This window comes from Psychrobacter maritimus, from assembly GCF_029953575.1.
In the GTDB taxonomy this organism is placed as follows: domain Bacteria; phylum Pseudomonadota; class Gammaproteobacteria; order Pseudomonadales; family Moraxellaceae; genus Psychrobacter; species Psychrobacter maritimus.
In genome coordinates, this window is sequence record NZ_CP124526.1 from 1,536,202 (window position 1) to 1,555,435 (window position 19,234).

Genomic DNA, 19,234 nt, shown 5'->3' on the forward strand with positions numbered 1-19,234 from the left:
ATCATAGAGCACTTAAAGTATTGCTATAAAAGTATTGTCATAAAATAGCTGCGTACTACGATTAACGCAATTGACTCAGTGCATCATCTTGCATAAGCTGACGCGAGACAATCACGCGCATGATCTCATTGGTGCCTTCCAAAATCTGATGCACACGCAAGTCTCGTACATGGCGCTCAAGCGGATATTCATTTAGATAGCCATAACCGCCATGCAACTGTAATGCCTCATTGGCAACATCGAAACAAAGATCCGTGGAGAGACGCTTTGCCATCGCACAGTAGGTAGAAGCTTGCGAGTCATTGTTATCGACTTTATTAGCTGCTAAATAAAGCATTTGCCGCGCAGTAATGGTTTGTGTGAGCATGTCAGCAAGCTTAAACTGTACTGATTGTAAGCTGGCAATCGGGCTACCAAACTGGCTACGCTCTTGCACGTAATTGGTCGCTGTCTCTAGCGCTGACTGCGCCGTACCTACTGCACAGATACCAATATTGATACGACCGCCATCTAAGCCTTTCATCGCAATGCGAAAACCTTGGCCTTCCTCGCCGATTAAATTTTCTGCTGGTACTTTGACATCTTTAAAGCTGATGGTACGGGTTGGTTGCGCTTTCCAACCCATTTTATGCTCGTTTTTACCATATTCGATACCAGCGCTGTCAGCGTCTACCACAAATGCTGAAACCCCTTTTGGCCCTGCACCGCCTGTACGCGCCATAACCACTAAGACGTCAGTCGAGCCTGCGCCTGAGATAAAGGTTTTTTCGCCATTGAGTACATAATAGTCGCCTTGCTTGTCGGCTTTGGTGCGTAATGAGGCGGCGTCAGAACCGGCATTCGGCTCAGTTAAGCAGTAACTGCCAAGCCATTCACCACTGACCATATTGGGTAAATACTTTTTGCACAAGGCATCACTACCATACTCACCGATCATCCAGCTCGCCATATTATGGATACTCATATAAGCAGCCACTGCCGTATCACCCCATGCCAGCTCCTCAAACACCATGGCAGAGTCTAAGCGTGGTAACCCTAAGCCATCATATTCTGGATTGGTATATAACCCCAAAAAGCCAAGCTCACCTGATTTCTTAATCACATCAATTGGAAAGTGCGAGGTGCGATCCCATTCAGCCGCATTGGGCTTTAGCTCTTTTTGAGCAAACTGCCGAGCGGTTTGGCGAAAGGCAATTTGGTCTTCGGTCAATGAGAAATCCATAGGGTCATCCTTGTGCTTGCATAGCAAATATGCTGGAGAAAAGGTCATAAGCCGTCAGTCTACTGTGGTTTAAACCGTGTTGGTTATACAGTATAGCAGCGCTATAACGACAATCATAAATTATGCTTTGTTAAAAACATACTGAGTAAGATTGTCGCTATGTTGTTGAGATGCTGCCAATATATTGGATTAACGATTACATTGAAATAGTGGTATTGACGCCGCGGCTTGCCTCATCATCGAACCAGCGGGCAGTGACCGTCTTGGTTTGAGTATAGAACTGTACTGCCTGCTTACCATAAGGACCGAGATCACCAAGTTTACTAGCACGCGAGCCTGAGAACGAGAACATCGGTAGTGGCACAGGAATCGGCAAGTTAATACCGATTTGACCAACTTGCACATCCTGTTGGAACTTATGCGCAGCAGCGCCCGACTGAGTAAAGATCGCCGTACCATTACCATGTGGATTGGCATTAAGCAGCTCAATCGCTTCATCAAGGTCGGCTGCACGCATAATACAAAGTACCGGTCCAAAGATTTCTTCTTTGTATATTTGCATATCAGCGGTAACGTTATCAAAGATAGTTGGTCCTACAAAGTTGCCTTTTTCATAGCCTTCGACCGTGATACCGCGACCGTCCAATATTAAACTTGCCCCTTCTTCTACCCCAGTTCCAATCAAATGCTCAACACGGGCTTTTGCGGCAGGTGAAATGAGCGGACCTAAATCCTTGTCGTTTTTACCTGCTGAGACCACTAAGCCTTCTGCTTTAGCTTTAATATCGTCAATCCATTCCCCTGCTGCGCCGACTAGCACCACGACTGACAATGCCATACAACGTTGACCGGCAGCACCAAATGCTGCACCCGCTAGCTGATTAAGGGTTTGCTCTTTATTGGCATCAGGTAGGATAACGCCATGATTTTTCGCACCCATCATACACTGGGCGCGTTTGCCAGATTGACTAGCGCGCTCATAGACATGCTTGCCGACGTTGGTTGAGCCAACAAATGAAACCGCTTTAATATCTGGATGATCACAAATGGCATCAACGGTCGCCTTGCCGCCATGTACGACGTTTAACACACCTTCAGGTACGCCCGCTTCAACGGCAAGCTCAACCAGACGCATAGTCACCATTGGATCTTGTTCAGAAGGCTTTAGAATGAATGTATTACCCGTAGCAATCGCCATTGGGAACATCCATAGTGGAATCATCGCTGGGAAGTTAAACGGGGTGATACCAGCACAGACGCCAAGTGGCTGCCAGATACTATAAGTGTCTACGCCTGAGGCGACGTTTTCAACGAAGTCGCCGATTTGTAGATTGGCAATACCTGCTGCATGTTCGACGACTTCTAGACCACGGAATACATCACCGCGAGCGTCAGCAATGGTTTTACCCTGCTCTGCTGTCAGGATTTCTGCCAGCTCATCCATATGATCGCGTATGAGTGCTTGATACTTTAAAAAGATACGCGCACGAGTAGTAATTGGCGTTTTGCGCCATGTCTGAAAGGCTTTCTGGGCGGCAGCGACGGCTTGATTGATTTCATCGTCAGTGGTTTGCGGAACTTTAGCAATAACTTCTTGTGTGGCAGGATCGGTGATATCAATCCATTCGCTGGTATTAGAATCAACAAATTGACCATTGATGAGCTGTTTAACGTGGTGCATAAGATATCCTTATCTTGTTTGCGAGACTACCCTTTTATGGTGTCCTAGTATTCAAAAAAGAGATAAAAACGATAAGTTTTTATCAATCAAACTTAATTTTTAAAATGATTTATTTCGTATCGTTATTGACTATAGCAATAAATCAATTTTAGGGTCAAGTGCTTTATCAAACTTTTATCTAAGAATTTGCGACTCTTTAAATTCTCTAACGTTTAAAAACCAAAAAGCCCATGATTGTACATGAGCTTTTCCCGATATTAAGATGACTGAATTTTTTCAATTAATACGCCATTAGATTAATAGTCTTTCATCGACTGCTTAATCGCATCAATCGCGGTTGGGTTATCAAGCGTTGACATATCACCTGTCTCATTACCTTCGGCTAAAGCACGGATAGCGCGGCGTAATATTTTGCCGGAGCGCGTTTTTGGTAATGCTTGCGGGAAATAAATCGCTGCCGGTCTTGCGATACCGCCAAGCGATTTGACCACCGCACCGATGACTTGCTGCTCAATACGGAAACGGTTTTCGGTCGTCGCCACTTGCTCATGATCTTTTAACACACAAAAAGCAATGGGCAACTCACCTTTTAATTGATCTTTAATACCCACGACTGCACATTCTGCCATCTCTGGATGGGTGCTTATCGCCTCTTCAATCTCTTGGGTGCCGATACGGTGACCGGCGACGTTAATCACATCATCAGTACGTCCTAAGATATAGAAATACCCATCTTCATCCGTCACTGCATAGTCCGAGGTTGAGTAGTGCTTGCCATCAAACAGACCAAAATAGCTGCTGATAAAGCGCTCGTCATTACGCCATACGGTGGTGAGACAACCGGGTGGCAGTGGTGCGCGAATGGCGAGCAAGCCCTTTTCGCCAGCTTTACAAAGCTCGCCGGTTTCTTCATTGATGACGTGGGCATCATAACCATACATAGGATAACCGGGCGAGCCTTGTTTGTGCGGTTTATGATTAAATTTGGGCGTATTACTTAGAATTGGCCAGCCAGACTCTGTCTGCCAATAATGATCTAAAATCGGCACCCCTAAATGCTTGGTCAGCCAATTGGCCGTTGACTCATCAAGTGGCTCACCTGCCAAAAAGAATGACTTAAGGCTAGAAACATCATAGCGTGTCATCCAAGTCTCATCTTGTTTTTTTAGCATACGCACACCGGTCGGTGCGGTAAATAGAATATTCACCTTATTGGCTTCGACAATCCGCCACCAAATACCTGGGTTTGGACGATGTGGCAAGCCTTCATACATTACACTGGTCATGCCAGCGAGCAATGGCGCATAAATGGTATAAGAATGCCCAACCGCCCAGCCGATATCAGATATCGCCCAAAAGGTCTCGCCCGCCTTGCCATCGTAGATATAATCTATCGATGTCGTTAGCGCCACTGCGTGACCGCCGGTATCCCGTTGTACGCCCTTTGGCGTACCGGTAGTGCCTGAGGTATACAGAAGATACGACGGCATATTTGACTCTAACCATACTGGCTCAACAATCGCATTGGCTTCACAACTGATACGGCGCTGGGTTGCATAATCGACATCGATAGCTTTTTTCTCAAACGGCAACACGCCACGATTGACGACTAGTACATGCTCGGGCTTGACCGTTGCTTGCTCAACGCCTTGATTGACGAGGCTTTTATAATTAATAACTTTTCCACCGCGTAAACCTGCATCGACAGTGATGACCATTTTTGCTTCGGCGTCATCCATACGAATGGCCAAGTTATGGGCAGCAAAGCCACCAAATACCACCGAATGTACGGCACCGATACGCGCGCAGGCTAGCATGGCATAAGCCGCTTCTAATATCATCGGCATATAAATGATGACACGATCGCCCTTGCCGATACCATGACGCTGCAGTACATCGGCAAAGTAATTGACTTCTTTATAAAGGTCATTATAAGTCAGACGACGCTTGGTATAGTCAGTATAGAGCTCAACGTTATTGCCCAAATCTTTAAAGGCATCGACGACGGTAGGAAAGGTTTCTATTAATTCTTGGTTAATCTCAGAGGATAGCCAAATAAAAGCATCCTGCTCGGCGCGCTCTGCAAGATGGCGATCGACACAGTTATAACAAAGGTTGGTCTCACCGCCGACGAACCACTTAGCAAACGGCAGATTGCTGTCATCAAGGATTTGCTCAGGCTCTTTATGCCAATAAATGCGCTTGGCTTGCTCAGCCCAAAACTGCTCGCGATTATCAATGGAGGACTGATAAATATCTGCAAAGGTTTGCTTGCTATCAAATGACGCTTGAGAATTTTGGCTAGAGGATTGATTGAAGCTTTGATTATTATTGTGATTGTTATTTTGATTCACAGCTTGATTGCTGGTTTGATGACTGCTTTGATTGCTGGTTTGAGAGTTAGCTTGCTCGTTCATAATGGCTGTCCTTAGCGTAAACGATGGGTAATGCTGTAAGTTTTTATAAAAAGCAATGTTATAAGAAGCAATTTTATAAGATATAACTTCATAATATGATGCTTTATAAGATACGCTCTTATTCAATAATATCATAATATAAAACTGGCTATCCCTGCCAGAACTGAAAAACCGATACGTTATGTATCGGTTTAAAATGTAGCAGAGCTAGTGATAAAGGTCAACTATTAAGCGTGTCAGCTACTTGATACTTTACTAGCCATAATCGCATTAAAAGTTAACCACTCTAAGCGATTACACCTCTGTTTGATTGGCATACATCTCGCGCATGACTTTTTTGTCATGTTTCCCTACCGAGGTTTTTGGTAGCTCATCGACAAATTTAAACTGACTTGGCACGCCATACTTAGGAATAATACCGCGCTCAACAGCTTGCTCGGCAATCGCTTTGATGTCATCGGCGCTGGTATCTTGGCAAGCAGGTTTAAGCACAATCAAGGCTAGCGGACGCTCGCCCCACTGTTTATCACGCACACCAATCACTGACACGTCAGCCACCGCTGGATGTAACGATAAAATCGTCTCAATCTCTAATGACGATATCCACTCACCGCCTGATTTAATCACGTCTTTTAGACGATCAGTGATTTTAATATAACCATCAGGCTGGATGTAGGCGATATCTTGCGTATGCATATAGCCATTTTCCCACAGCTCTTTACCCGCATCGTCGTTTTTCAGATAGCTTTGCGTTAACCAAGGCGCGCGCAGCACCAACTCGCCCGTATTGTCTTTACCCATACCGACAGATTCATTGTCAGTATTCCATACTTGAGCGTCTACCATCAGTACCGGCTTACCGGTCATACAACGGCGGGCGATATCTTCTTCTGCAGACATCTCAGGCTCATTGAGGCTAAATTCTGTCAAGCTAATAAGGGGGGCGGTCTCAGACATACCATAGCCAGTATAAACTTCGATACCTTGTGCCAATGCTGCTTTTGCTAAGCCTTCGGTCAGTTTAGAGCCACCGATAATCATTTTTAACCCATTAAAACTGGCATCGCGATCTTGCGCTTCTTTGAGTACCATCTGCAAAATCGTTGGTACGCAATGGGTGATACTGACCTTTTCATTGATGATTAAATCCATCAATACATCGGGCGCATAGCGACCTGGATAGACTTGTTTTAGACCAACCATAGTGGCGGTAAACGGGAAACCCCACGCATGAACGTGGAACATCGGCGTCATCGGCATATACACATCACCGTAACTGACGCCTTGCTTGTTGGGCAGCATACCTAGCGTCGCCGCTTCCGTCAGCGTATGTAATACCAATTGACGATGGCTAAAGAACACCCCTTTTGGATCGCCGGTCGTGCCTGAAGTATAGAAGGTGGTGGCAATGGTGTTTTCATCAAAATCTGGGAATTCAAACTCGCTACTAGCAGCATCTAACAGCGCTTCATATTCACCGGTGACGCGATTTTGATTGCCGCCAAAGACGCCTTCATGCGTCACGCCATTGTCATCAAGCCAAATAATATGCTCAATACTGGAGTTTTCAAACTGATAATCTTTCACCAAGGGCGCAAACTCAGAGTTGAGCAGCAATACTTTTGGTTTAGCATGGTTGATGGTATAAAGAATTTTTTCAGGTGACAAGCGGATATTGACGGTTTGCAAGATATATTCTGACATCGGTATGGCAAAGTATGACTCTAAGTAGCGATGACTGTCCCAATCCATGACTGCAATCACATCACCGGCATCAAGCTTTAAATCTGCTAAAACATTGGCTAAGCGATTGATACGTCCAAATAACTCTTTATAAGTGAAGCGTTTTTTATCGGCATAAACGATTTCTTGCTCTAGCGATACCGTTTTGGCACGATTTAACAGTTGCTTGACGATTAGCGGATAATCGTAGGCTGACGGCGCACTATGATAAATATTTGACATAAATTTAACTTCCTTGTAGGTGGTTTTAATTATTTTAAAACACTATTAATAAATTTTAGAAAACATATAAAAACAGAGCATTTTTATCGGTATACGCGTGGCTATAATGGATGGCAATACTTATCGTCATTCTTAATAAGCTCTATTGATAGTAAGAAAAAACCTTGGCTATGTAAAGCGTGCTTGCGTAAGTAGCATACGATGGCCAGTACGTTGATTGGCATTTAAACACACGAGTTATTATGTTATAACAAGGCTACCTTAAGTTAAAAAACATAGTATTAAAAAGTGCTGAATTAATATAGTTAATCCCACCTAAAAGTGTTATAAACTAATCATCAAATTCAATTGTTATTATAAAGACTATGACTTACTCGCTAGATTTTCGCAAACAAGTACTAAAAAGCTTAGACGAGGGTATGACCTTTGCCGAGGCAGCTGAATTCTATAATCTCAGCCCAACCACCATACAAAACTGGAAGAGACGTGTTCATAGTAAAACAACCAGGCAAACCAAACCCTATAAAATACCAGATGACGTGCTACTTAATGATGTTAAAGAACACCCCGATGATTACCAGTATGAGCGAGCGCGTCGTTTAAATTGTAGTAAAACAGGCATTTATCATGCCCTAAAGCGGCTTGGTATCAGTCAAAAAAAAGACCTTAGAACATCCAAAAGCCTGTCCGATAAAAAGAGCACAGTATCAGAGCAAACTTAATAGCTTCATGCAGCAAGGCTATCCCATCGTTTATATGGATGAAAGCGGCTTTGAAGCTGAAACTATTCGTCCTTATGGCTATGCACCGATTGGTAAGCCTTGTATCGATAGCTACAACTGGCAAGGTAAAAAGCGAACCAACGTTATCGGTGCTCTATATGAAAAGATGCTGTTTGCACTAGATTACTTTGAGACAAACATCAACAGCATCGTCTTCTATCACTGGTGCAAACACAAGCTAATCCCAAGTCTTAAAACCAAATGCGTGATTGTGATGGATAACGCCAGATTTCATAAGAGTAAGCGTATTCAAAAGCTACTTAATAGACATGGTCATCGTATTTTATGGTTGCCGCCGTACAGCCCTGATCTGAATCCTATCGAGAAAAAATGGGCTCAGGTGAAGTTTCTACGCCAAGGCTGGATGCAAAACGACTTATCCAAATTGTTTTATGATATTTGTCCTAGCCATAACAATTTTATTTTGAACTGACTATATGCAGTGTACTAAAAGCCAGTTTATTAAAAGAATCATTTTCTTAATAATAGGCGCTCAAAAAACGCTATCCGAAAAATTCTCTTAATTCGCGCGAGGATTTGTTTTGACCATACCAATGCTAGCAACCAATAACGCCAGCACTTGCACAAACAATAATAACCAAACTGTCAGCGACCATTGGCCACGTGCATAAGCGATGCCGCAGAGCCACGCGCCCATCGTGCCGCCTGCGTAATAACCCATATAATATAAGCCCGACGCCAATGAACGTCCTTTTTTAACATTGACCGCGATATAACTGATGGTGGCAGCTTGCGTAATAAAGACGCCAGTGGACATAACAGCAAGCCCTATCACGACTCCCCAAAGCGGTGTTAGCAATGTTAACAGCACGCCAAGCATCGAGATAACCATCGCTACTCGAACCGTACGCGCTGAGCCAAATCGGCGTAGCAACGTCGTTGATAATGGGGTGATGATAACGCCTATTAAATACACGGCAAAAATATTGGCAAGCGCACCCGTGCTTAATTCATAAGGTGTATCGGCCAAATGCAAATTAATAAAGGTAAAACAGCCTACCAAAGAAAACAGGACACAAGCACCAAGTAAGCAGGACGTGACGACATAACGGTTGACTAAATGCTCACCAAGGGTCTGCATGGCTGAGCGAAAATTGGGATTGGCAATAAAGTGCCGTGACGATGGTAGCATTTTACCGACCCACAGCGCCCCGACAAGCGTCATACCTGCCATTACATAGTAGCCGGCGCGCCAACCGATAAGCTCATGCAAGTGTCCAAGTAAAAAACGCCCCATAAAGCCGCCAAGCACCGAGCCTGAGACATAAAACGACATCAGCTCAGTGACCGCGCGCCCCTCAAACTCTTCACCGATATAAGCAATCGTCACCACCGTAATACCGGGTACAGACAATCCCTGCATAAACCGCCACATGCCCATCCAACCGATATTGGGACTTTGGGCAATTAACGCAGTAGGTATCGCTAAAAACAAGAGCGCTCCAACGATAAATGACTTACGACCAACGGCATCAGAAAGCATCCCCAAAAATGGCGACATGATAGCAATCGCCAATATGGTAGCGCCGACAATCATGCCCGCCTGCACCTCAGTTGCGGACATATCCACCATCAATACTGGCAAAATAGCCTGAATAGAATAGACCTGCAAAAAAGCAAACATCCCAATCAAGCCAATCGTCAGCTTCAATACCCATGAAGGCGCATCAAATGGCAGCGGCGGCTTAGGTAGCTGATTGGGCGTTTGAATATGGCGGCGGATAGCGCTGCTATCTTTGCCACTACCATCAACATTGACATTGATGTCGCTATTTATACTGTTATTTATATTATTATTCAAAGTATTACTGACTATATTGGACGCCTTTTTTAGCTGGAAGCTAGACGGCATAGGTGAGAGAAATAAAGCGATAGCATGAAATCGTTATAATAATAAAACTTATGACTGACTATAAAACGATGCATGATTTGTGAGTTTATCACAGCAAATACCAGACTCAGGTTTCGGTGTGTTATTCGCGATGCTATTTATGAATGTTATTTATCATAAAGGATTTTTATTCAAGTGCTGTTAATGACAAATTTTTCAACCCTAAAATGCTAGGCTGATTTTAACACTGTAGAGGTGATTAATGTTTTTGACAGCTAATAGATTACTGTCTACTATTATTTTGCCCTGCTATTTATGATTGATATCACCACTTTAGCACTAGCCTGACAAAGTAATGCATAGAATAAAGTAACGCACAGAATAAACCTTACATACCAAAAGACCTCAAATAATAGACCCTTTATCATGTTAAACAACGCTATTTATATAAGATTGATTGCAGCGACAGGCGCACTGATTGTTTCTATGCATGTGGCAGCGGTCGCCTCAGAACAAGTAACCCCAATTAAACAGCCAGTAATTGAAAAGCTTTCAATTAATGAGCTGTCAACCGCCACCTTAACAACCAAAGTGCCCGCAACTAAAATACCTTTAACCACGACAACATCAGCATCGCCTACCTCAAACTGTATTCCTGACAGTGTCATTACAGCGGCTGAGCTGTCAGCTACGCGCGATAATGGTCCTTTTACGGTGGCAACTAAATCTGTTCCTCGGCAACTAGCCAATGGCTTCGGCGGCGGAACCATTCATTATCCTACCAATGCTGGTGACTGCGGTCTGTTAGGCGGTATCGCGGTGATTCCCGGTTATGTGTCTTATAAAGCCTCTATCAAATGGTGGGGGCCGCGTCTGGCATCTTGGGGATTTGTGGTGATTACTATCGATACCAACTCTATTTATGATGACCCCGATAGCCGTGCCACCCAATTAAGCGCCGCACTCGATCATATTCTTAGCGATAGTACGGTGGTTGCGCAAATAGATAGCACACGTTTAGGCGCTATCGGCTGGTCAATGGGCGGTGGTGGCGCGCTGCAGTTAGCGACCAAGCGCAGTGACGTTCGGGCCATTATTCCGCAAACGCCCTATCATGATAAAGACTACGGCAACATGGACACGCCTGCTTTATTTATCACTTGCCAAAATGACCGCATTGCCTCTAATAAAAAATACAGTAGTCCATTTTATAATAATGCTGCTGGCGCAAAAATGAAGATTGAGATAAAAAATGGCAGCCACTTTTGTCCAAGCTATCGCTTTAACGAGATATTACTCAGTAAGCCAGGTATTGCTTGGATGCACCGCTACATCAATGATGATACTCGCTTCGATAAATTCTTATGCAATAACGAAAACTATGGCAGTAGCCCTCGTATATCTGCTTACGATTATAAAGATTGTGGATAAGCGATGCTCTTAAATCGCCTTGCATTTAATACTTTTTCTGCTTTATCTTTTTCAAACTTACATATTTATAGTGCTGATATCCTTTTGCTTACAGACTTTGCATGCTCAAAAAATCATAATCAAAAACTATGCATAATTCATTGCTATTACTAATAATTAAAAAACTCATAAAATAACGATTAAGGAAAAGTATCAATGACCGATAAAATACATGATTTGGGTGCAGGATTTTGGAATATTCGTGGCACGTTTCGCTTAGGCGGGATGCTAAATATAGGCACTCAGTGCTCGCTTGTAAAATTAGCCTCAGGTCGCTTTATATTTTTAGACAGCTACGAGCTCACCGGCGACGTACGCGATGAGGTAATGGCGTTAACCAATAATGGGCAAGATGTCGAAGCGGTGCTCAATGTCCACCCCTTTCATACTGTCCACTGCGCACAAATGGCAAAGGACTTCCCGCAAGCAACTTTTTATGGCAGTAGCCGTCATCATAAAAAAATCCCCGAAATTCAATGGGCAGACGATTTGGTCGAAAGCAATGCGGTCGCCAAGCGCTACCCTGAGCTGAAGTTTTCTATGTCAGAAGGTATTCATTATATCTCGCCCAATGAGATGATTCATGCAGGCTCGCTGTTGGTATTCCATCCTGCCAGTAAAAGCTTGCACGTCGATGATACTTTTATGAGTCCACCAACCAAATTACTAGAAGCGGTGCTACCGGAACTGTTATTGCACCCAACGACCAAAAAAGCACTAAAAGATGAGCCTAATGCTGGCAAGCAGTATTGCGACTGGGCGACCAATTTGGCCCATGAATGGCGCGAGGTACGTAACTTCTGTGCCGCGCATTCTTATTTAGTGAAGTTTAAAGAGGGTGAGTTTGAAAAAGCCTTATTAAAAGCCATTGATAAAGCCCGTCCTAAGCTTAAAAATGCTTAAACGCTTAGATTGCTTAGATGCTTTAAAAATTGATAATAAAAAAGGCTGCCCATACTATTACTAGCGGGGCAGCCTTTTTTTGTGGCGATTTTATATATCGTAGAATCACTTTAAAATTGATACAGTGCGACTGGGATGAATTTTTCGAAGCCTCTGGAGTGCAAGGCGCACAGCAAGCAAGGAAAATTTATACCAGTCGCACATAGCTATAACATATCGCTTTTATTTTGAACTGACTATATAAAGCTTCTATTTTACAAAGCTATTCAGGCCATTTCTATAAAACAATAACTCCGCAAGCTCTGCCTCATTACTGATAATATCTGCCAATGTATAACGCTCAAGGACGTTGATAAAAGCGGTCAATGCTTCAAAGAATACCTGTTTTAGCTGACAGACAGGACTAATAATACAACCTGACTTGACCCCCGCACTTGCTTCCTCATCAATCAGCGTCAAAGACAAATCCTTGGCAACCGCATTATCATCATTACTATTAAAAGAGCTGTCAGAATTAGCATTGTCAGGCTTAGGATTAATCAATAAATCGGTCGAAAAACATTCAACCAAATTAAAATCAGGCTCAATCTGTTTGATTAACACCCCCAAATTGATGTCTTTTGGCGCACACGCCAAGCGAATCCCACCGTTTTTACCGCGCACGCTATCTATATAGCCAAGTTGCCCGAGCTGATGAATAATCTTGGTCAAATGACTTCTAGAAATGTGATAACTGTTGGCAATATCACTGATATTTGCCAATAGGTGCGGCTCAGGCTTGGTCGCCAAATATATTAATGAGCGCAGCGCATAATCACTATAGTTGGTCAGTCGCATTTTTTGCACTCCAATGTTTGTTATAACTATTAACTTTATAATTTGAAATAATGCTATGTTTTAAAATGCTATGTTTTAAGTCGCTTTAGCTTTAGCTTTAGCTTTAGCTTTTAAACTATTTAACTACTTAAATCAGTTGCATTTTAACCGTTTCAATACCTTATTAGCCAAATAAACCATCTGGTCGCGGGCGTGCCAGTATCGGCAAATAACTGATACAAAACAAGGCAAAACAAGCTATCCAAGCGCTTTGTGCCAGCATGATCCATAATAAGTAATGACTCATATCGATTAATGGCAAAAATACCCGACTGACAAACGCCACTGCCATAAGCGCGAACATCGCATTGACGATTTTGGGTGGCTGATGAATACTGCGCCCCGTATGACCGAGCGACACCCGCGCCATCATCGCCACCGTCATCATGCCAATACCGGAAATCGATAATCCATGTACCGCAATGCTGTGATTATAGCCTAACCATGGCTGCAGTGCGTACAATACAAAGCTCACACACATCCCTAAAAAGGCGATATATAACGACCATAGTAACGGTTTTTGCCAAATACCACGATGATACCAGCCAACTAAGCGTACGATGTTGACCACCGCCACCCCAAGTGCACTGATGGTCAGCAAGTATTTATTGGGATAAAACATATCAGTGATAAAAAAAGCAAAGAAGAACAATAAGCTTGCGATATCCTGCGCTTTATTATTACGTACCGTCACTGCTTCGGTTTCACCTTGAGCATTTGGCACACTTAGACCACGCTCAATAAAGAACGGCACCACGCGGCGACCGATGGTCAATACCAAGCCGATAATCAAATAAAAACCTAAATAAACACCAACTTTGGTCAGATTCATATTGGCGCTGATAATGCCCCAATAGCACAAAGCATTGCCCACTGTTAATAATGCAAGCTTGGCTAAAATCCCCATTTGCTTATATTGCTTAACTTGCAATACTGCACGGAAAATCACAAAAGCCATCGTGCCGATGAACAATAAATCGAATACCGCCGCCGCATATAGTAACGCCGCGCTGCTACCAGCAACCGTGATACCTAAGCCAAATCCTACCCAGCCCAAACGCGCCAGCAACCAACAGACAAAAATACCGAGCAGCTTGTAGCCATGCGGCATCATAACGCCCGTCCAAGTCTTAACTGCAGTCAATAAAAATCCCGCCACGATGGCCAGCGCATAGCCGTAAATCATTTCATGACCATGCCAATACAGCGGATTCAACGTTTGCGCATCGATATCTGTATGTCCAGTAAACACAAATGCCCACAACGCCATGGTTATAATGGCAAATAGTGCCCCTGCGCTAAAAAATATCCGAAAGCTCAAGTTGAGTATGGGATGCGGTGAGCTTGGTGGCTTGCTAGGTAGATTAATTGATTGCATAGCAGACTTCTTATAATAAAAGTTAGAAGGTATGTCTTAAAGATTCATTTTATATGAATGTTAATTATAATGCCACCTAAACTATATGACTGCCGTGGTTCATTAAAGCAGTGACTCATTCAAGTAGTGACTCATTAAAGCAGTTATCATATACAGCTATAATTGATATAAAGCGCTAGACTGGATAGTCTTATCTTAGCCCAATCTGTATCTAATAACTGATATTAGATAGCTTATACTCGATAACAGATGTTCGATAAGTGATATTCGATAACTTACCTTCTATAATTTACAGCGGCATAAAACTCTAAAGTCACACATAGCTTGATATTTGCCCTCACCATTACCATCATAGGTAATGACCACAGTTAATTTGACTGCATGAATGGTTCACTTTTAGGAGATTGTCATGACAGAAGCGCATGCACCGATTGAAAAACGTAAAATCGTTAATAGGTTTTTGACCCTACTGACCAAGGAACAGCCGCAAATGTATTATGCAACGACATCTGAGATCTCTCGTAGCATCCATACAATGATAAAAGAACATACCAACCGTCTGACAGTAGAAGAGCAAGCATTGGTTCGACATATGACTATCGAAGAGATTGAAGCATTACTAGGCTTTCATTCTAAATAACATTAGAACTATAAAACTTTAGAATCATTGCGTGTAAATAAGAAAAAAAGACCACCATTCAGGCGGTCTTTTTTTATATCGAAATATTTATCTAACTACATCTAAGTACGTTTATCCATAATGCGTTGATTAGAATGCACTGATTAAAACGGATATTGACGCGGTTCGTTTTGCATTGATATCCAATGCGTTCTGGTAAATTCTTCCAGTATCCACTCACCATTAAAGCGACCAATACCTGAGTTTTTCTCACCGCCAAATGGCATGTTGCTCTCATCATTGACTGAGATATCATTAATATGGGTCATGCCCGCTCTGATACCACGAGCAAAGCGCAAACCTTTTTGCATATCTGCTGTAAATACCGCACTCGATAGACCATACATGGAGTCATTGGCTATCGATAACGCATCCTCTTCATCTTTGGCACGAATAATCCCGACCAATGGCCCGAACACCTCATTACGCGACAAATCCATCTCGCGCGTCACTTCAGTAAAGATATGCGGCGGTACTACCTGACCTTTAATCTCACCACTCAAAATCATTTTGGCACCTTCTTGCTGTGCTTTAGCGATTTTTTCTTGCAGTGACTTGACTTGTTTTTCATTAATGATTGGACCGACTGCCGTATCTTGCTTGTTCGGATCACCGACGTTTAAGGTTTTAACATGAGCTAAGAAGCGCTCTACGAAGTCATCATAAATCTCATCTTCAACGATAATACGGTTGATAGCGAGACAGATTTGACCTTGATGCAGGAACTTACCAAAGGCGGCGGCTTTTACCGCTTGCTCAATATCGGCGTCCTTTAATACCACAAATGGGCTATTACCGCCGAGCTCAAGCGCCACTTGCTTGATGTAGTCGCCACCATTGGCCAATTCGCCAATATGTTTGCCGACTGAAGTTGAACCGGTAAAGGATACAAAGCTTGGAATATCATGAGTGACGATGGCGTCCCCTATCTCACTACCCGCACCAACTACGACGTTAAGCAGTCCTTTTGGTAAACCTGCTTCTTCGAATATTTTTGCTAACAGTAAACCACCGGTAATAGGTGTGTCACTTGCAGGCTTAAGCACGACCGCGTTACCAAGTGCTAACGCAGGCGCGATAGAACGCTGGGTAAGGTGTAGCGGAAAGTTCCATGGGCTAATAACGGCTACGACACCGATTGGCTCACGGTAGACGAAGTTTTCTTTACCGGGGGTGTTTGATGCGCGAATTTCACCATGCACACGATTAGGGAAACTGGCCGCTTCAAGGGTAATCGCACGCGCACTACCGAACTCTACCATTGCTTTGATACGCGTACTGCCCGATTCCTTAATGAGCCAATCGACAATTTCGTCTTGACGCTGATCTAAGACATTGACGACGTTATACATTAAACTGGCACGCTCAGCTGGCGTCTTTTGTGCCCATTGTTTTTGTGCCGCATTTGCTGCCTGATAGGCTTCATCAAGCTGTTCTTTCGTCGCCTGTTTAATCTCGACCAGCGTGTCACCATTATATGGATTGACATCAGTATTGACGCTATCGTCTTTGCCCTGTTGCCATGAGCCTGCGATATACTGCAAATGAAAATCGCTATATACGCTCTGCTGAGTATTCTTAGTATCGGTTGACATAATAATCCTTATTTATTTTATGCTTGTTATTTAAAACGTTTGGTTCATTAAAACGCTTAGTTAATTAAAGCATCGAGCTGCTACATTTGGAATAGGTACACTGCAAAACAGTTATGTGCAATGGTTATGTTGGGAAATGATGGTTTTATGAAACGATAGTGTAAAATAACCATTCGCCATTAACCATCGATAACAAACGTAACTTGCTAGACGACTGGTCTAATGCTAACATAGTCAGCATAAAAATAAGAATCATTTATCACTAAGTATTGTTGAAAAAACGTAACACTCAAAATTATTATTTTTCTTTCGATTAAAAAAGTACCTTTAAAGCCCTGCTTTATCTCACTTAATTTAACGACATCACCATTTAATGACATCACCAAATAAAGATCTAAGGAGAACATCCTCTTCATGTCCGCTATTACAACCACTGCTCCATCAGATACCAGAGCGCACCTGTTAGCCATCGGCTATCAACTCATTGCGCAAAAAGGTTTTACCGCAGTCGGTATCAAACAAATACTTGATACCGCTGGTGTGCCAAAAGGCTCCTTTTATCATTACTTTGCATCAAAAGAAGCCTTTGGTGAAGCCATCATCGAGCACTATTTTGACAACTATAAAAATCGCCTCGAGGCGATTACTGCTGAAAAAATTAGCGCACAACAAAAGATTTATAACTATTTTCAAAACTGGTATGACACCCAGCAAAAGGGCTGCGACCATGAGAAATGCTTGGTAGTAAAACTCAGTGCGGAAGTGGCTGATATCTCAGAAACCATGCGTAAGGCTCTGTATGCCGGTTATCAACAAACCATCAACTGGATTGCTGTGCAAATAAAAGCAGGCTGGGCAGATGGTTCTATACCTCACCCTGACAATATCGCCGCCGAAAGTATGGCCAAGCGTTGGTATTTTGCGTGGTTGGGTGCCAGTTTAGTCGCTAAGATCAGTCAAACCGATACGCCATTAGCAGAAGTTTGGCTGATGACTACCTCGCAGCTTGGTCGCTAAAAGCTGTGTAAAATTAATAAAAAAATAACTAGACGACCGGTCTAATTTATGTACAATGCGCACAGATGGCAATAATCGCTATGACGCATATCCGATATAAAAGACGTCATTCATTAGCACTTACATCACAACTTATCTCTTTATCATTAGAAACTAGGAATATTATGAATAACTTTCAATATTATAATCCCGTCCGCATCGTCTTTGGCGAAGGTCAAATCAAACAACTATCGGAGCTCGTGCCAACAGAGGCACGCGTGTTAATCACTTACGGTGGTGGTTCAGCGCAGCGTACTGGTACGTTAGATGAAGTAAAGAATGCGCTAGCAGCAAATGGCAAACGTAAAGTATTTGAGTTTGGTGGTATTGAAGCCAACCCAGAATTCACCACGCTGCTAAAAGCCGCTGATATGGTGAACGAGCATAATATTGATTTCTTACTAGCAGTTGGTGGCGGTTCAGTCATCGATGGCAGTAAATTTGTCGCGCTTATCTCTTCATTAACTGAAGATGGCAGCACAGATGGCACGGTTTCTCGCGAAAAAGCATGGGATGCGCTGACCAGTTATTGCAAAAATATCGATTCAGCCATTGATTTGGGCGCGGTTCTGACCATTCCAGCGACAGGTTCTGAGATGAACTCAGGCGGCGTGATTAACTATAGCGAACGACAAGCAAAACTACCATTTGGTAACCCACTTGCCTTCCCTAAATTTTCAATTTTAGACCCTGCTAAAACCTTAACCTTACCTGAGCGCCAAGTAATGAACGGTGTTGCGGATGCTTTTGTCCATGTGATGGAGCAGTACCTCACCTATCCAGTTAATGCGAAAGTTCAAGACGCCTTTTCTGAGAGCTTGCTTAAAATTCTGATTGAAGAAGGCGCCGCGGTCAAAGCCGATCCAGAAAATTTAGAAACGCGTAAAAACATCATGTGGACAGCAACCATGGCGTTGAATGGTCTGATTGGTACGGGTGTGCCGCAAGATTGGACGACGCATATGATTGGTCATGAACTGACCTCACTGCATGCGATTGACCATGCCCGTACGCTAACGATTGTATTGCCATCAGTGTTGCGTGAGCTTAAAGACAGCAAAAAAGACAAACTGCTTCAGTATGCGCGTAACGTTTGGGGTATCAATAATAACGATACCGGTACACAACTAGACGATGACACTATCATCGAAACTGCTATTGTTCATACTGAGAACTTCTTCCGCGAGCTTGGACTACCAGTTAGCTTAGAAGATGCAGAATTAACCGAGTCAGCCATTGACCCTATCATCAAGCAACTTGAAGCGCACAAAATGGTGAAATTGGGCGAGCATGGTAAAAATGATTTAGACGTATCACGCCGTATCTTAGAACGCGCCGTTACCAGTAAAGCTTAATCG

15 protein-coding genes are annotated in these 19,234 nt (G+C 43.2%); 7 read left to right on the top strand and 8 right to left on the bottom strand.

What is annotated here, in order from left to right:
- Window positions 1-61: 61 nt before the first annotated feature.
- The 4 genes from QJS82_RS06365 to QJS82_RS06380 all read right to left on the bottom strand — a co-directional run bounded on the left by QJS82_RS06365 (window position 62) and on the right by QJS82_RS06380 (window position 7,285).
- A complete protein-coding gene (locus tag QJS82_RS06365) occupies window positions 62-1,222 on the bottom strand; it encodes an acyl-CoA dehydrogenase family protein (protein ID WP_281491620.1) in 1,161 nt (386 codons plus the stop codon).
- A 196-nt stretch (window positions 1,223-1,418) separates the two neighbouring features.
- Window positions 1,419-2,903 (bottom strand): CoA-acylating methylmalonate-semialdehyde dehydrogenase, encoded by a 1,485-nt coding sequence (locus QJS82_RS06370; RefSeq protein ID WP_281491621.1) that lies wholly within the window; start codon window positions 2,901-2,903, stop codon window positions 1,419-1,421.
- Window positions 2,904-3,199: 296 nt separating this feature from the next.
- On the bottom strand, window positions 3,200-5,320 hold the full coding sequence (locus QJS82_RS06375) for a propionate--CoA ligase (protein ID WP_281491622.1): 2,121 nt from the start codon (window positions 5,318-5,320) through the stop codon (window positions 3,200-3,202).
- A gap of 294 nt (window positions 5,321-5,614) precedes the next feature.
- Window positions 5,615-7,285: a fatty acid--CoA ligase gene (locus QJS82_RS06380; RefSeq protein WP_281491623.1), complete on the bottom strand. Its 1,671-nt coding sequence runs from the start codon at window positions 7,283-7,285 to the stop codon at window positions 5,615-5,617.
- 419 nt (window positions 7,286-7,704) lie between these two features.
- Here QJS82_RS06380 and QJS82_RS06385 point away from each other — a divergent pair, with 419 nt between their 5' ends.
- Together QJS82_RS06385 and QJS82_RS06390 are read left to right on the top strand one after the other, a co-directional pair.
- Window positions 7,705-8,007, top strand: coding sequence for an IS630 transposase-related protein (locus QJS82_RS06385; RefSeq protein WP_348651550.1), 303 nt, complete (start codon window positions 7,705-7,707; stop codon window positions 8,005-8,007).
- Window positions 7,928-8,500 carry an IS630 family transposase gene (locus QJS82_RS06390; protein ID WP_281490614.1) on the top strand — a complete coding sequence of 191 codons (573 nt, stop codon included), beginning with the start codon at window positions 7,928-7,930 and terminating at the stop codon, window positions 8,498-8,500. Before QJS82_RS06385 ends, QJS82_RS06390 begins: the two co-directional genes overlap by 80 nt.
- 87 nt (window positions 8,501-8,587) lie before the next feature.
- Here the strand turns inward: QJS82_RS06390 and QJS82_RS06395 are convergent, their stop codons facing one another.
- Window positions 8,588-9,712 (bottom strand): MFS transporter, encoded by a 1,125-nt coding sequence (locus QJS82_RS06395; protein ID WP_227692376.1) that lies wholly within the window; start codon window positions 9,710-9,712, stop codon window positions 8,588-8,590.
- A 633-nt stretch (window positions 9,713-10,345) separates the two neighbouring features.
- Here QJS82_RS06395 and QJS82_RS06400 point away from each other — a divergent pair.
- Together QJS82_RS06400 and QJS82_RS06405 are read left to right on the top strand one after the other, a co-directional pair.
- Window positions 10,346-11,350, top strand: a complete 1,005-nt coding sequence (locus tag QJS82_RS06400; RefSeq protein ID WP_281491624.1) for a dienelactone hydrolase family protein — start codon at window positions 10,346-10,348, stop codon at window positions 11,348-11,350.
- Window positions 11,351-11,545: 195 nt separating this feature from the next.
- Window positions 11,546-12,292, top strand: a complete 747-nt coding sequence (locus QJS82_RS06405; RefSeq protein ID WP_281491625.1) for a hypothetical protein — start codon at window positions 11,546-11,548, stop codon at window positions 12,290-12,292.
- A gap of 249 nt (window positions 12,293-12,541) precedes the next feature.
- Here the strand turns inward: QJS82_RS06405 and QJS82_RS06410 are convergent, their stop codons facing one another.
- Window positions 12,542-13,129 carry an Rrf2 family transcriptional regulator gene (locus tag QJS82_RS06410; RefSeq protein ID WP_201625606.1) on the bottom strand — a complete coding sequence of 196 codons (588 nt, stop codon included), beginning with the start codon at window positions 13,127-13,129 and terminating at the stop codon, window positions 12,542-12,544.
- 163 nt (window positions 13,130-13,292) lie between these two features.
- Window positions 13,293-14,546 carry an NnrS family protein gene (locus tag QJS82_RS06415; RefSeq protein WP_281491626.1) on the bottom strand — a complete coding sequence of 418 codons (1,254 nt, stop codon included), beginning with the start codon at window positions 14,544-14,546 and terminating at the stop codon, window positions 13,293-13,295.
- 409 nt (window positions 14,547-14,955) lie between these two features.
- On the opposite strand from QJS82_RS06415, the gene QJS82_RS06420 reads away from it, so the two are divergent.
- Window positions 14,956-15,186 (top strand): hypothetical protein, encoded by a 231-nt coding sequence (locus QJS82_RS06420; RefSeq protein WP_201565831.1) that lies wholly within the window; start codon window positions 14,956-14,958, stop codon window positions 15,184-15,186.
- 143 nt (window positions 15,187-15,329) lie between these two features.
- On the opposite strand, the gene QJS82_RS06425 is transcribed toward QJS82_RS06420, so the two are convergent.
- Window positions 15,330-16,820, bottom strand: a complete 1,491-nt coding sequence (locus QJS82_RS06425; protein ID WP_281491627.1) for an aldehyde dehydrogenase family protein — start codon at window positions 16,818-16,820, stop codon at window positions 15,330-15,332.
- 414 nt (window positions 16,821-17,234) lie between these two features.
- On the opposite strand from QJS82_RS06425, the gene QJS82_RS06430 reads away from it, so the two are divergent.
- Together QJS82_RS06430 and QJS82_RS06435 are read left to right on the top strand one after the other, a co-directional pair.
- Window positions 17,235-17,837 carry a TetR/AcrR family transcriptional regulator gene (locus tag QJS82_RS06430; RefSeq protein ID WP_201565827.1) on the top strand — a complete coding sequence of 201 codons (603 nt, stop codon included), beginning with the start codon at window positions 17,235-17,237 and terminating at the stop codon, window positions 17,835-17,837.
- Between the two features lie 164 nt (window positions 17,838-18,001).
- Window positions 18,002-19,231: an iron-containing alcohol dehydrogenase gene (locus tag QJS82_RS06435; protein ID WP_281491628.1), complete on the top strand. Its 1,230-nt coding sequence runs from the start codon at window positions 18,002-18,004 to the stop codon at window positions 19,229-19,231.
- Window positions 19,232-19,234 lie beyond the last annotated feature (3 nt).